The following is a 13,892-nucleotide window of genomic DNA, read 5'->3' on the forward strand; positions in this document are numbered from 1 at the left end:
CAGTTGAGGGGGCTCCCCAGCGCGTCGGGCGGCGGGTCCGTGCTGACGTGGATCTACGGGGCCTCATGCGTGATCCGGCCGTCCCGGTCCACGAGTAGCCCCGGAGGGTCATCCGGTGCTGGTTACGGCAGTCCAGCCCCCCGGACAACAGGCGTCACCGCCCAGAGGCCCCAGAGGCCCCAGGAACCCCAGCCGACCTAGGGGGACCCCTGGCGACCCCCGGAGCCCCGAGCGGTCCCCTCAACCCCGTCCCCGGAACCACGCATGACGGGGACGGCTTCGGGCAGGGGCCGAGGTGTACACGGTTCAGCGTTGGACTCAGTCCAAGCGGTTGCCCACGTGCCGACAGCGAGGTTGACTGCTTGAGTGGTCGCAGTGAACGACGACTGTCGGCCCAGAGCCCCCGACGGACTCTTCCAAGATCGACGGGAGGACAACTCGCATGAGTACCCCCACCCCCTACACCACGACCAACGCAGGCATCCCGGTCGAGAGTGACGCCCATTCGCTCACGGTCGGTTCGGACGGCCCCGTACTTCTCCAGGACCACTACCTGATCGAGAAGATGGCCCAGTTCAATCGCGAACGGGTCCCCGAGCGGGTGGTACACGCCAAGGGATCAGGCGCGTACGGGACGTTCGAGGTCATCAACGACCTCAGCCAGTACACCAAGGCGGACCTCTTCCAGCCCGGCAAGCGGACGGAAATGCTGGCCCGCTTCTCGACGGTCGCCGGTGAGATGGGCTCACCCGACACCTGGCGCGACCCGCGTGGTTTCGCACTGAAGTTCTATACCGAGCTGGGCAACTACGACCTGGTCGGCAACAACACGCCGGTCTTCTTCGTACGTGACGCGATCAAGTTCCAGGACTTCATCCGCAGCCAGAAGCGGCGCCCCGACAACGGCCTGCGCGACAACGACATGCAGTGGGACTTCTGGACCCTGTCTCCGGAGTCTGCGCACATGGTCACCTGGCTGATGGGCGACCGCGGCATCCCCAAGTCGTACCGGCACATGAACGGCTACGGCTCCCACACCTATATGTGGGTGAATGGCGGCGGCGAGAAGTTCTGGGTCAAGTACCACTTCAAGACCGACCAGGGTGTCGACTTCCTCACCCAGGCCGACGCCGACGCCCTGGCCGGCGAGGACGCCGACCTGCACCGCCGTGACCTGTACGGCTCGATCGCACGCGGCGAGTACCCGTCGTGGACCCTGAAGGTGCAGATCATGCCCTTCGACGACGCGGCGGACTACCGGTTCAACCCCTTCGACCTCACCAAGGTGTGGCCGCACGGCGACTACCCGCTGATCGAGCTCGGCAGGATGACGCTCAACAGGAACCCGGAGGACTACTTCGTCCACATCGAGCAGGCCGCCTTCGAGCCCAACAACATGGTGCCCGGCATCGGCCCCTCCCCCGACAAGATGCTGCTCGGCCGGCTCTTCTCGTACGCCGACACGCACCGCTACCGGATCGGCCCCAACTACGCGCAGCTGCCGCCGAACCGCCCGCACGTCCCGGTGCACTCCTACGCCAAGGACGGCCCGATGCGCTACGAGCCCGCCCGGGTCGCCAGGCCGTACGCGCCCAACTCCTACGGGGGCCCGGCCGCCGACATCGACCGCTTCGGCGAACCGGCCGGCTGGGAAACCGCGGGCAACATGGTGCGCGAGCCGTACAAGCTGCACCGCGAGGACGACGACTGGGGCCAGGCCGGCACCCAGGTGCGCGATGTCCTGGACGACGCTGCCCGCGCGCGGCTGGTCACCAATGTCTCGGGGCACCTCAAGAACGGGGTGAGCGCCCCCGTGCTGCAGCGTGCCCTGCAGTACTGGCGCAACATCGACAAGGAGATCGGCGACCGCATCGCCAACGCCGTCAACGGCGGCTGATCCGGCCGCTCCCGGCTCCTGCGCCGCCTCCGGCCCTTCCGTGAAGCGCAGCAGCCCCGGAACACGTGACTTCGGTCCCGTGCGCCGGGGCTGCCGTTCAGTCATCTATACACTTGATGTATACGCGTGATGCAGACTCTTCCCCATGCCAATCGGCCACACCCTGCTCGGGCTCCTGGAGTCCGGCCCACGCCATGGCTACGACCTCAAGCGGGCCTTCGACGAACGCTTCGGACACGACCGCCCCCTGCACTACGGGCAGGTGTACTCGACCATGGCGCGCCTTCTGAAGCACGGCCTCGTCGAAGTCGAGGGCATCGAGCCCGGCGAAGGCCCCGAGCGCAAGCGCTACGCCATCACCGAGGCCGGCGTCACCGACGTCGGGCAGTGGCTGGCGCAGCCCGAGAAGCCGGAACCGTACCTCCAGAGCACCCTGTACACCAAGGTCGTGCTCGCGCTGCTCACCCACCGCAGCGCCGCCGACCTGCTCGACACCCAGCGCTCCGAACACCTGCGCCTCATGCGCGACCTCACCCGCCGCAAGCGCGACGGCGACCTCACCGACCAGCTCATCTGCGACCACGCGCTCTTCCACCTGGAGGCGGACCTGCGCTGGCTGGAGCTGACCGCCGCCCGTCTGGACCAGTTGGCGGCAGAGGTAAGGAAATGACCGGGGCTTAGTTGAGATTTAACCTCGCGATTCGAACGGCACTGACCAGCACTTGTTGCCGCACGGGAAGCCCTCCGAAGCGATCAAACAACCGGACATAAGCTCGCATGTCGGGCCGCTCGGGTCGGTTGGGGGGCCGTGTTCGAGTGGCGAGGTTAGATGTCAAGCTTAGAGGCCGCGCGAATAGGTGGGGTGGAGGAAGGTGGGGGCACCTCCTGGGGGCACCTCCCGGCCGAAGGCTGGGGGAGGTAGCTGGGGGAGGGGCGAGGGGCAAGTCTGGCAAGGCGGAGGGCCGGCGCTGTCCGAAATCGCCGGACAGGCTGGGCCTTGGAGCCACTCCGGCGATTTCGGACAGTCCGCGGCCGTGAGGTTTCGGGGCCCGCACGAGCGGCCACCGCGTCAGCCGGCGCTCCCCCGCGGACCTTCCGGACCTCTCGGCCCTGCCGGCTTCTCCGGCCCCTGGACCCGTTCCCGCGACACGCCCGAGGCGTCGACGGGCGCGGTCTCTGTGTCCGCCACCCCGTGCGTCCCGGGTGTGTCGGGTGCCTTGGCCGGGCCGGAAGTATCGGGCGCGTCGCCCAGCTCCGCCATCTCGGCCTCATGCCCATAGGACCGCAGATAGCCGATCACCGTATTCGCCACCGCTGCCAGGGGTACGGCGACGACCGCCCCGCCGATGCCCGCGACCAGCGACCCGGCGGCCACCGACAGCACAACGGCGAGCGGATGCACCTTCACCGCCCGCCCGAGGATGAACGGCTGGAGGACATGCCCCTCGATCTGCTGCACCAGAAGCACCACGCCCAGCACCGCCAGCGCGGTGACCGGGCCCTGCGTCACCAGCGCCACGATCACCGCGACCACCCCGGAGGCGACCGCGCCGACCAACGGCACAAAGGCGGCCAGGAAGATGACGACGGCGAGCGGCACCGCCATCGGGACACCGAGGGCGAAGATGCCGGCGCCGATGAAGACCGCGTCGATGAGGGCCACTATCACCGTGCCGCGCACATATAGCGTCAGCGTCCGCCAGGCGCGCGGACCGGCGCCGCCGAGGGCGCCGCGGGCGGCCTGGGGGAAGAGCCGAAGGCACCAGTTCCAGATGTTGTTGCCGTCGTAGAGCAGGAAGAGGGTGCTGAACATCGCCAGCAGGATCCCGGTCAGCAGCTCGACGACCCAGGTGACGCCCTGCAGTCCGGCGTCGGTGAGTGCCTTGGAGTTGGAGCCGATCGCGTCCTGGAGGTTCTTGGCGATCTGGTTGATCTGGGCGTCGGTGACATGGAACGGGCTGTTGAGCAGCCACTTTTTCAGCTCGGCGACACCGTCCTGGAGGCTGCTGGAGAGATTGTCGATGTTCTCCATCACCTGCCAGACCACAAACCAGCCGACCAGGCCCATCACTATGAACCCGCCGACGAACGTGATGGCCGTCGCCAGCCCGCGCGGTACCCCGGCCCGCTTCAGCCGCGCCACGAAGGGTTGCAGCAGGGCCGTGATGAGCAGCGCCGCCACAAAGGCCAGCACCACCAGCTGGATGGTGCCGATCACCTTCATCAGCACCCACACGGTGCCGGCCAGGATGAGCAGCCGCCAGCCGATCTCGGCGGCGACTCGCATGCTGTACGGCACCACGGCACCCGCGTCCGCCGGGCGGGCGGTGGCCCGCGGCAACGCTTGCACGGCAGGCGGATCCGGCCTGACCTCACGCTCCTCGGCCGCCCGTGCGGCAGCGGCGGCGGCTCTCCGCCGCTCCTCCAGGCGCACCGCGATCGCCGCCAGCCCGGCAGCAAGCCCGGCGCCCAGCCGACGCTTCTCCGACATCGTCTCCCAGCCCCCCTGTCCAACACCTGTGAGGGGATCGACGTTACCCGGGGCCCCTCTTGGGGGTGCGCACAGCCCCCGGCCTGTACGGACCGGGGGCTGCGGGAAAAGCCGTGGCTGCTTAGGAATGTGCCGCTAGTACCAGCTGTTGGCCTGCCAGAACGACCAGGCGCCGCATGGGCTGTTGTACCGGCTGTCCATGTAGCTCAGGCCCCACTTGATCTGCGTGCCCGGGTTGGTCTGCCAGTCGGCGCCGGCGGAAGCCATCTTCGATCCGGGCAGGGCCTGCACGAGGCCGTAGGCGCCGGAGCCGGCGTTGACCGCCCTGTAGTCCCAGCCGCTCTCGTGGGACACGATGTTCGAGAAGCACTGGTACTGGGTGGAGTCGCCGATGATCGACTGCGCCATGGCCTGGATCTGGGCGACAGTGTACGAGCTCTGCTGCACAAGGCTCGTGCGAGCCGCAGACCGGGACGCTGCCAACTTGGCCGCCGCCGCCCGATCCGCCTTTAGCTTGGCGGCCGCGTCTTCCGCTGCTTTCTTCTTCGCAGCGGCGTCCTTGGCGGCCTGCTTGCGGGCTGCCTCCTCGACGGCCTTCCTCGCGGTGGCGTCTGCGGCGTCGGACTGTGCCTGCACCTGCTGCGTCAGCGAAGCCTGCTGCACTTCCTGTCCAGCGGGTATGTCCGCCAGGACGGTAGTCGCGTTGGCAGCTTCGACCGGCTGAGCAGATGCCTGCTCGCTACCCGAGGCCACGCCGACGACGGCGCCCACTGTGGTGACCGCAGTGGCCGAAGCCACCGCGAATCCCCGGACCGAGATCCGGCTCACACGGTTTCCTTCCAGCATCGCCCGCGTGGTGACCTCGCGGACGCAATCGTGCCCCTGGCGCTGGCTTCCTCTTGCTCCGGTCCGCGATCGTCTCGCGTTCACGGTCCGGCGGGTCACAAGAAGCACGGGCCCGATGGGGGCTTCCTGATGCAGGAAGTCCACGTGATGTCTCGGGCGGCATACGGCGTTCGCTGTTCAGTTCTGATGTTGTTCCGCACCGCTGGGGGTGCGGGTGTGCCGTATGCGGGGCCTGACAGAACCGACAGCCTGCCCCACCCGGACGCACTAACGCAATTCTTAGTTACGTGGCAAAGCTCACACCTCGAATGCTTAGCGGGTTTTCCGGGTACGGCCCCACAGCCGAGCGGCGCGCGACTACAGTACTGCGCCCCCAAACACGCCGGGCGGGCCTGACACGCAGGCCCGCCCGGCATTTGAGGACAAACTACGTGCGCCCGTCCTCCAGCATCTCCGTCACCAATGCGGCGATCGGCGACCGCTCCGACCGCGTCAGGGTGATGTGCGCGAACAGCGGATGCCCCTTCAGCTTCTCGACGACCGCCACCACGCCGTCGTACCGCCCGACCCTCAAATTGTCACGCTGGGCGACATCGTGAGTGAGCACCACCCGAGACCCTTGCCCAATACGGGACAATACGGTCAAAAGGACATTGCGTTCAAGAGACTGCGCCTCATCGACGATCACAAAGGCGTCATGCAGTGACCGTCCCCGGATATGCGTGAGCGGCAGCACCTCCAGCATGCCGCGCGCCACGACCTCCTCGATGACCTCCTTGGACGTCACCGCCGAGAGCGTGTCGAAGACCGCCTGCGCCCACGGGCTCATCTTCTCGGACTCACTGCCCGGCAGATAGCCGAGCTCCTGCCCGCCCACCGCGTACAGCGGCCGGAAGACCATCACCTTCCGGTGCTGCTGGCGCTCCAGCACGGCCTCCAGACCCGCACACAGCGCCAGCGCCGACTTGCCGGTGCCGGCCCGGCCGCCCATCGAGACAATCCCGATGTCCGGGTCGAGGAGCAGGTCCAGCGCGATCCGCTGCTCGGCGCTGCGGCCGTGGATGCCGAACGCCTCGCGGTCGCCCCGCACAAGCCGGATCCGGCCGTCCTCCGTCACCCGGCCGAGCGCTTTACCGCGCTCGGACTGCAGCACCAGACCGGTGTGCACCGGCAGATCGGACACTTCGGGCAGATCGATCGCCTCGTCCTGAAAAAGCGCGTCGACCTCCTGCCCGGAGACAACCAGTTCCTCCATTCCGGTCCAGCCGGAGGTGATCGCCAGCTCCGCCCGGTACTCCTCGGCCAGCAGGCCGACGGAGGAGGCCTTGACCCGTAGCGGCAGATCCTTGGAGACGACAGTGACGTCGTACCCCTCGGCCTGCAGATTCCGGGCCACGGCCAGGATCCGGGAATCGTTGTCCCCGAGCCGGAACCCGGCGGGGAGCACCCCTGGGTCCGAGTGGTTCAGCTCGACCCGGAGGGTGCCGCCGAGCTCGCCGATCGGGATGGGCGCGTCGAGGCGCCCGTACCTGATCCGGTACTCATCGAGCAGCCGCAACGCCTGACGGGCGAAGTAGCCGAGTTCGGGGTGGTGGCGCTTGGCCTCCAGCTCCGTCACCACGACCACCGGAAGCACGACTTCATGCTCCTCGAAGCGAGTGAGGGCGTTGGGGTCGGCCAGCAGCACGCTGGTGTCGAGTACGTAAGTGCGCCGGTCGTGCTCACGGCGGTTCTTGCTGGTCACCACGTGTGGACGAACCCCCTCGGGAGAGGTCGGGATGCGACGACGTCGCGCGCTACTAGTGGGCCGGGACCGGCCGTGAGGGCCGGTCCGCAGCCCTCCGTACCGACGCGGTCAATGCCATCACTGGCGGCGGTGCCACCAGTCGGAGACAGCATGTCCGTGTGCAAAGGGCCTCCCGGGCGGATGACCTGGTGCCTTCCGCTGCTGGCCGACGTCCATGGGCCGGACGTCGGTCTTCCGGGTCTATTCCCTCGAATGGGGTGGCTCATGCGGCTGCATATGACACGTGTTCGTAGACACAGCTACCTGGAATCAAGCCACTCTCGTGATAAGCCCTGCCGAACAGGCCCCTGGACGCGCCCCGCGCAGGCCCTAGGCCCCGTAGCGCCGGTGGCGGGCGGCGTAGTCGCGGAGCGCCCGCAGGTAGTCCACCTTGCGGAAGGCGGGCCAGAAGACTTCGCAGAAGTAGTACTCCGAATGGGCGCTCTGCCAGAGCATGAAACCCGACAGCCGCTGCTCCCCGCTGGTACGGATCACCAGGTCCGGGTCGGGCTGGCCCCTCGTGTACAGGTGTTCGGAAATGTGTTCGACGTCGAGGATCTCCGCGAGGTCCTCGATCGTGGTGCCACGCCCCGCCTGCTCATGGAGCAGCGAGCGGACGGCATCCGCGATCTCCTGCCGGCCGCCGTAGCCGATCGCGACATTGACCAGAATCCCGCTGATGCCCTCGGTGTCGCGCTCGGCCTCCTTGATGACCCGCTGCGTACGCTCCGGCAGCAGATCCCGCGCGCCGACATGATGCACACGCCAGCGGCCGGTCTCGGCAAGGCCGCGCACCGTGTCCTCGATGATGCCGAGCAGCGGGCCGAGCTCCTCCGCCGGGCGGTCGAGATTGTCCGTCGAGAGCAGCCACAGCGTCACAATCTCGACGCCGGTCTCCTCGGACCACCCCAGCACCTCGGCGATCTTGTCCGCCCCGGCCCGGTGGCCCTGCTCGGTGGTACCGCCGGCCGCCTTCGCCCATCGCCGGTTGCCGTCCAGGATCACGCCTATATGCTTCGGGCCCTGCGAGAGGTCGAGGCGGCGTTCCACCCGGCGGGCGTAGAGCCCGTATACCAGGTCGCGGAGATTCATCGCGTTCCAGCCCCTTGCGCCGATCGTCACCCGTCCGTCAGCGTACTGCGCACGGGCGTACGGACACGAACCGGGTGGTCAGCCACTACGTGATAGTGCTGTTCCATGGACATCCGTTCTCTTTACCGCGCCTCCAGTGAGCGCTACGACGCCATGGAGTACCGCCGCACCGGCCGCAGCGGCCTCAAACTCCCCGCCATCTCCCTGGGCCTGTGGCACAACTTCGGCGACGACCGCACCCTGGATTCGCAACGCTCGATCCTGCGCCGCGCCTTCGACCTCGGCATCACCCACTTCGACCTCGCCAACAACTACGGCCCGCCGTACGGCTCCGCCGAGTCCAACTTCGGCACCCTCTTCGCGCAGGATTTCAGCCCGTACCGGGATGAGCTGGTCATCTCCAGCAAGGCCGGCTACGACATGTGGCCCGGCCCCTACGGCGAATGGGGCAGCCGCAAATACCTGCTGGCCTCCCTGGACCAGTCCCTGAAGCGGATGGGCCTCGATTACGTCGACATCTTCTACTCCCACCGCTTCGACCCCGAGACCCCGCTCGAAGAGACCATGGGCGCCCTCGCCACCGCCGTGCGCCAGGGCAAGGCCCTCTATGTCGGCATCTCCTCCTACGGTCCGGCACAGACCCGCGAAGCCGCCCGGATCCTGCGGGACATGGGCGTCCCCGCCCTGATCCACCAGCCTTCCTACTCCATGATCAACCGCTGGGTCGAGAACGAAGGGCTCCTCGACGTCCTCGAAGGGGAAGGCATGGGCTGCATCGGCTTCGTGCCCCTCGCCCAAGGGCTGCTGACGGACAAATACCTCGGCGGCATCCCCGCCGGCTCCCGCGCCGCCCAGGGCAAATCACTCGACCCGCAGCTCATCAACGAGGAGACCGTAGCCCGGCTGCGCGCACTCAATGACATCGCCGCCCGGCGCGGCCAGTCCCTGGCCCAACTCGCCCTGGCCTGGGTCCTCCGGGACCCCCGCGTCACTTCGGCCCTCATCGGCGCCTCCAGCGTCGCCCAACTGGAGGCAAACGTCGCCGCCCTGCAAGCCCCCCCGCTCACGGCCGACGAACTCGCCGAGATCGACGAACACGCGATCGAGCCCGATGGCGTCAACCTCTGGGCCTGACACCTTCTTATGCGGTTCTGCGCTTCCGCTTCTTATGCGGTTCCGCACTTCCGCACTTCCGCCCGGTGACCGGCCTCGCACCCGACCGGGGTGCGGGGCGGTGCCGGTGCCGGGGGCCGGGGCGGGGGCGGCATGACGGACCGCTACGCCGTCCCCAGAAGCACCCCGGCCAGCGCCCCCAGGAGCATGAACGGCCCGAAGGGTATCGGCGTCCTACGGTCCACCCGGCGCATGGCCAGCAGCACGAGCCCCACGCCGGCACCGAGCCCGAGCCCGACGAGCGTGCCCGCGACGACCGCGCTCCAGCCGTACCAGCCCAGCGCCAGCCCCAGCGTCGGCGCCAGCTTCACGTCCCCGAAGCCCATTCCGCCCGGGTTGACCAGATGCAGCACAAAGTACAGAGCCCCCAGCACTCCCCCGCCGGCCAGAGCCCGCCCCCAGGAACCCTCGTGCCCCGGCAGCAGTGCCGCACCCCCGAGCAGCGCACCCGTGCCCACCGCGGCCGGCAGCGTCAGAACATCCGGCAGCCGCTGAACGGCCAGGTCGACACGCCCGAGCAGGACACAAAACGGCACCAGGAGCAGCCACACCGCCAACTCGGGCGTGTCGCCGACCGTGGAGGCCAGCCCCGCGCACACCACCGCGCACAGCACCGCCAGCGGCGCCCCGCCCTCCCCCCGGCCGGCCCAGCCCCGTACACCTGCCGGAAAGGGCCGGCCCGCCGCATCGGCCGCGCACCAGGGCTCGTCCGGCTCAACCGCGAGGCGGTAGGCGGCGCGCGGCAGCGCGAGCCCTGCGGCCATTCCCCACACGGCGGCGGCGACGATCAGATAGACATGCGGATGGAACGGATAGCCAAGCACCACCGGGCCGACCGTACACGGACCGGACGGAAGGAGCGGGCTCATGGGCAGTTACCGGGACGGCACGGCCACCCTCGTCATCACCGACGCCACCACCGTCCCCCTGGAAATCCCCCTGGAAATCGCCCTGGAGATCCCCCTGGAGATCGCCGCCTCCTACCGTGCCCGCACCCGCGGCCTCCTCGGCCGGGACGGCATCGACGGCGCCCTGCTCCTCACCCCCGCAGGCAGCGTCCACACCCTCCGGATGCGATTCGCCATCGATGTCGCGTACCTGGACCGGCGGCTGCGCGTCCTCGCCGTACGGACCATGCCACCCGGGCGCCTCGGCCGACCGCGGCTCCGCTCCCGCCACGTACTGGAGTCAGAGGCCGGCAAGATGAAAGCCTGGGGCCTGGCGCCCGGCACACAGCTCGACATCGTCAGCTGACGTCATGTCCGCTGCCGCCATCGACACCATGGACACCATCGACGATCCCCTGTGCCGCTGGGCGGCCCAGGACGGCACCCGCACCCGGATCTTGCAATGACGGGGGCCTTATGACCACTTTGAATCGGTTCAGGTGGTCATAAGGCCCCCGCTATTGGGCTTACGTGCCCGGGCTGAAAATCGGACCCTATGCCGGATCCGGCAAACCCGATCCCGATCGCCAGCACCATGAACACGCCCAGGAACACCAGCCTGGCCGCCGCACGCACATATGGCGGCCGGTCCCCTGCCCGCGCCACCGCCGCCTTCTCCGGCCGCTCCGGCACGTACGCCACCATCACGTGATCGCCCACGATCATCGACTGCGCGCAAAGCGTCACGGTTCCCGCCCGGTGGAACCTATGAACCCGCAGGGTAGCGGTGGTACGAGAGCGTCGGCACCGTGTAGCCCAACGGTTCCGGCAGCCGGATCGGCTCGCCGAACAACCCGCGGTCGGACTCCTCGTACTTGCCGCCCTCAAGGCGCAGCACCAGCCACTCGCCGATCCGGGGATCGATGATCACATACACCGGGATCCCCGCGTCCTGGTACTTGCCCCGCTTGTCCTCGTAGTCCCGGCGGACCGCAACCCATCCGCCCGATACGACCTCGAACACCGCGAGCACTATCGACGACGGCACGTCCCGCATCCCGTCGGACCAGTCCCGCGCCCGGATGACCACCGCATCCGGCCGAGGCTTGTCCTCCTCGCCGATGAGGACCCGCCGCCCGTTCCACGCCTCAAACGGCTCAGGGGTCTCGCGCACCAGCTTCCGGCCCGGAAGGTCATGCAGCATCATCGGACCGGCCTGCACGATGATCTCGCCGTCAAGTATCTCCACGCGCGCATCGTATGAGCGCACGCCCCCACCCGGGGCCGAACAAAGAAACGGGCCGGTTCGCAGGGGGGGAGAGCGAACCGGCCCGAGGGGGGGCTTCCAAGGTACCGCGTAGGAGCCCTAACCCAGAACCAGGGTCATGAGGGTGATGTGAAGGTTCTCTTAATAGAACCGTGATCCAGGTGTCCGTATTTGCAACATTTGCGCCGTGTGCTCTTATTTTGACAGCTGTAACGTTCCTGCACAGTGCGCGCACCGTCACTGCACGTGCCGACGATTTGCCCAGGACTTTAATCCCGGTCCTACCCGGATGGCCCACCCGCGCGGGCCGGTCAGGCGTCCTGCGGGTACCAGCGCAGTTCGACGGTGTTGCCGTCCGGGTCGAGGACGTAGAGGGACTGGGCGCTGCCGCGCGCCCCGAAGCGCGGCCCGGGGCCGTCCACGACGGTGAACACGTCCGAGTCCACGACCTCCTGCCAGTCCAATGGCTCAACGACGAGGCAGATGTGGTCCACGTTGGACTCCCCGGACTCCCCCCGGGCCCCCTCGACCAGGTCGATGATGGTCGTAGGGCTCACCCTCACCGACGGGAACGAGACCTTGCCCGCCCGCCACTCCTCGACCCGTACCGGCTCAAGCCCCAGCGGACCGCAGTAGAAGTCAAGGGCGCGCTCGACATCCGCAACGTTGAGCACCAGATGGTCAAAGGCGATGACGCGCATAGTGGTCCCCTCGGGTGGGTGTGCAGACAGATATGACGAGTAGCGCGGGCCCTATGGAGAGTTGGACCAGCCGCGAGTGGACAGAACAAGGCGGTAGCCATCCGGATCCTGGATGGTGATCCCCCACCTGTCCCAGTACGGATTGTGGGCGCGAACGCGTTGCCCACCGTGTCGCTCCAGCCTCGCGACAAGGTCCTCCGGTACCTGGTCATCGAGATAGAGAACCAGAAGATCCTCGGGCGTTGGCGTCGGGTGGACCGGGGCATCCGCGGCGTGGACCAATTCGAGATGCCAGTCGGCGTCAGGCCAACCGACCATGAGCAGGGAATGTTCCTCGGGAGTACCGTCCCAATCGTGCCGGTAGAGCACGACAAGGCCGAGACCGTCGGCCCAGAATCGCTCGGCAATCCGCAGATCCCGTGACGGGCGGGCGATGCGTGCGTGAGCCCTGCCGTAAGTTGTCACGACTTCCCCTTTGCGAGATGCCTTCACCGCCTGGTGGCTCAACGCCAAGAAGCTATCCGCTGGATGATCGGATCCGCGATCGGCCGATAGTCCTGGGCCTCAGGTCTCAGGTCCCGGTACGGGAGGTCGCGGGTGGCGCCTCCCGCCGACAGCCGCGTGCTCGGCGCGAGCGGTTTCGGCGACGCTCGCTCAGAGGCCGGCGAAGTGGTCGAACTCCCCCGCCTTGACGCCCTTGACGAAGGCATCCCATTTGGCGGGGGTCGTGACGGCGACGATCTCCGGGTTCGTGCTCTCGCGGAGGTGGACATTGCCCTCGGAGTCGAAGGCGATCTCGATGTAGTCGCGGTCCGCTTCGGCGTCGTCGTTCGAGAAGCTGGACTTGCGCCAGACAAGTTCGGACACGATGTACTCCTCCTGGCTGGAAACGCCCGCCGGGAACGGGCCCGAGAGCAGCCGCCCTCAGCTGGTCAAACGCGAGCTTATACGCTCCGACCTGCGAGCCGTCCGCATTTCGGATGGAAGCCGCGCAGGCGCTCCGACGCTCAGAGAGCGCAGCCGTCGAACTCGCCCGCCTTCACGCCCTTCACGAAGGCACCCCACTTGGCGGGCGTCGTAACGGCCACCACATCCGGGGCATCGCTCTCGCGGAAGTGGACGAGCCCCTCGGGGGCGGCAGCGACCTCGATGCAGTCGCGGTTCGCGTCGTCGCTGGAGAAGCTGGACTTGTGCCAGGCAAGTTGGGACACGATGTACTCCTCCTGGCCGGAAACGCTCGCCGGGAACGGGCCCGAGAGCAGCCGCTCTCAGCTGGTCAAACGCTCGTCGAACTCGCCCGCCTTCACACCCTTGACGAAGGCGCCCCACCTGGCGGGGGTCGTAACGGCCACCACGTCCGGGGTGTCGCTCTCGCGGAAGTGGATCTGGCCATCCCTGGCGACGGCCACCTCGACGCAGTCGCGGCTCGCGTCGTCGCCGGAGAAGCTGGACTTGCGCCAAGCGAGTTCGGACACGATGTACTCCTCCTGGCTGTAAACGCTCGCCGGGAACGGGCCTGAGAGCAGCCGCTCTCAGCTGGTCAAACGATCGTCGAACTCGCCCGCCTTCACGCCCTTCACGAAGGCACCCCACTTGGCGGGGGTCGTAACGGCCACCACACCCGGGGTGTCGCTCTCGCGGAAGTGGACGAGCCCCTCGGGGGCGGCAGCGACCTCAACGCAGTCGCGGTTCGCATCATCGCCGGAGAAGCTGGACTTGCGCCAAGCGAGTTCGGACACAGTGCACCCCTCG

Annotated in this window: 17 protein-coding genes; 5 read left to right on the forward strand and 12 right to left on the reverse strand. The window is 68.0% G+C overall.

Annotation, left to right across the window (positions count from 1 at the left end):
• Positions 1–442 precede the first annotated feature (442 nt).
• Entirely contained in the window at positions 443–1,897 is a 1,455-nt protein-coding gene (locus FCI23_RS37775) for a catalase (protein WP_136728690.1), read from the forward strand.
• A 145-nt stretch (positions 1,898–2,042) separates the two neighbouring features.
• The gene (locus FCI23_RS37780; protein WP_136728691.1) at positions 2,043–2,567 is read left to right on the forward strand and encodes a PadR family transcriptional regulator; all 525 of its coding nucleotides are present in this window, start codon (positions 2,043–2,045) and stop codon (positions 2,565–2,567) included.
• A 399-nt stretch (positions 2,568–2,966) separates the two neighbouring features.
• Here the strand turns inward: FCI23_RS37780 and FCI23_RS37785 are convergent, their stop codons facing one another.
• From FCI23_RS37785 to FCI23_RS37800, 4 genes are all read right to left on the reverse strand, one after another.
• Positions 2,967–4,388 (reverse strand): AI-2E family transporter, encoded by a 1,422-nt coding sequence (locus FCI23_RS37785; RefSeq protein ID WP_136728692.1) that lies wholly within the window; start codon positions 4,386–4,388, stop codon positions 2,967–2,969.
• A 135-nt stretch (positions 4,389–4,523) separates the two neighbouring features.
• Complete coding sequence (locus FCI23_RS37790) at positions 4,524–5,216, reverse strand: aggregation-promoting factor C-terminal-like domain-containing protein (RefSeq protein ID WP_246144466.1); 693 nt, start codon at positions 5,214–5,216, stop codon at positions 4,524–4,526.
• 445 nt (positions 5,217–5,661) lie between these two features.
• Complete coding sequence (locus FCI23_RS37795; RefSeq protein WP_136728694.1) at positions 5,662–6,981, reverse strand: PhoH family protein; 1,320 nt, start codon at positions 6,979–6,981, stop codon at positions 5,662–5,664.
• A 369-nt stretch (positions 6,982–7,350) separates the two neighbouring features.
• Positions 7,351–8,112, reverse strand: coding sequence for an isoprenyl transferase (locus FCI23_RS37800; protein ID WP_136728695.1), 762 nt, complete (start codon positions 8,110–8,112; stop codon positions 7,351–7,353).
• A 105-nt stretch (positions 8,113–8,217) separates the two neighbouring features.
• On the opposite strand from FCI23_RS37800, the gene mgrA reads away from it, so the two are divergent.
• Complete coding sequence (mgrA, locus tag FCI23_RS37805) at positions 8,218–9,246, forward strand: L-glyceraldehyde 3-phosphate reductase (protein WP_136728696.1); 1,029 nt, start codon at positions 8,218–8,220, stop codon at positions 9,244–9,246.
• Positions 9,247–9,389: 143 nt separating this feature from the next.
• On the opposite strand, the gene FCI23_RS37810 is transcribed toward mgrA, so the two are convergent.
• On the reverse strand, positions 9,390–10,049 hold the full coding sequence (locus FCI23_RS37810; RefSeq protein WP_246144467.1) for a prepilin peptidase: 660 nt from the start codon (positions 10,047–10,049) through the stop codon (positions 9,390–9,392).
• Between the two features lie 103 nt (positions 10,050–10,152).
• On the opposite strand from FCI23_RS37810, the gene FCI23_RS37815 reads away from it, so the two are divergent.
• Positions 10,153–10,539 carry a DUF192 domain-containing protein gene (locus FCI23_RS37815; RefSeq protein WP_136728698.1) on the forward strand — a complete coding sequence of 129 codons (387 nt, stop codon included), beginning with the start codon at positions 10,153–10,155 and terminating at the stop codon, positions 10,537–10,539.
• A 189-nt stretch (positions 10,540–10,728) separates the two neighbouring features.
• On the forward strand, positions 10,729–10,884 hold the full coding sequence (locus FCI23_RS64660; RefSeq protein WP_169317108.1) for a hypothetical protein: 156 nt from the start codon (positions 10,729–10,731) through the stop codon (positions 10,882–10,884).
• A 54-nt stretch (positions 10,885–10,938) separates the two neighbouring features.
• On the opposite strand, the gene FCI23_RS37820 is transcribed toward FCI23_RS64660, so the two are convergent.
• The 7 genes from FCI23_RS37820 to FCI23_RS37850 all read right to left on the reverse strand — a co-directional run bounded on the left by FCI23_RS37820 (position 10,939) and on the right by FCI23_RS37850 (position 13,879).
• Positions 10,939–11,421: a Uma2 family endonuclease gene (locus tag FCI23_RS37820; RefSeq protein WP_169317109.1), complete on the reverse strand. Its 483-nt coding sequence runs from the start codon at positions 11,419–11,421 to the stop codon at positions 10,939–10,941.
• A 329-nt stretch (positions 11,422–11,750) separates the two neighbouring features.
• Positions 11,751–12,140 carry a VOC family protein gene (locus FCI23_RS37825; RefSeq protein ID WP_136728700.1) on the reverse strand — a complete coding sequence of 130 codons (390 nt, stop codon included), beginning with the start codon at positions 12,138–12,140 and terminating at the stop codon, positions 11,751–11,753.
• A 51-nt stretch (positions 12,141–12,191) separates the two neighbouring features.
• A complete protein-coding gene (locus FCI23_RS37830) occupies positions 12,192–12,605 on the reverse strand; it encodes a VOC family protein (protein WP_136728701.1) in 414 nt (137 codons plus the stop codon).
• A gap of 189 nt (positions 12,606–12,794) precedes the next feature.
• A complete protein-coding gene (locus FCI23_RS37835) occupies positions 12,795–13,007 on the reverse strand; it encodes a DUF397 domain-containing protein (RefSeq protein WP_136728702.1) in 213 nt (70 codons plus the stop codon).
• 140 nt (positions 13,008–13,147) lie between these two features.
• Positions 13,148–13,351, reverse strand: coding sequence for a DUF397 domain-containing protein (locus tag FCI23_RS37840; RefSeq protein WP_136728703.1), 204 nt, complete (start codon positions 13,349–13,351; stop codon positions 13,148–13,150).
• 57 nt (positions 13,352–13,408) lie between these two features.
• Complete coding sequence (locus FCI23_RS37845) at positions 13,409–13,615, reverse strand: DUF397 domain-containing protein (RefSeq protein ID WP_136728704.1); 207 nt, start codon at positions 13,613–13,615, stop codon at positions 13,409–13,411.
• 57 nt (positions 13,616–13,672) lie between these two features.
• Entirely contained in the window at positions 13,673–13,879 is a 207-nt protein-coding gene (locus tag FCI23_RS37850; RefSeq protein WP_136728705.1) for a DUF397 domain-containing protein, read from the reverse strand.
• Positions 13,880–13,892: the final 13 nt, after the last annotated feature.

The sequence above is a fragment of the Actinacidiphila oryziradicis genome, assembly GCF_005047355.1.
Lineage (GTDB): Bacteria > Actinomycetota > Actinomycetes > Streptomycetales > Streptomycetaceae > Actinacidiphila > Actinacidiphila oryziradicis.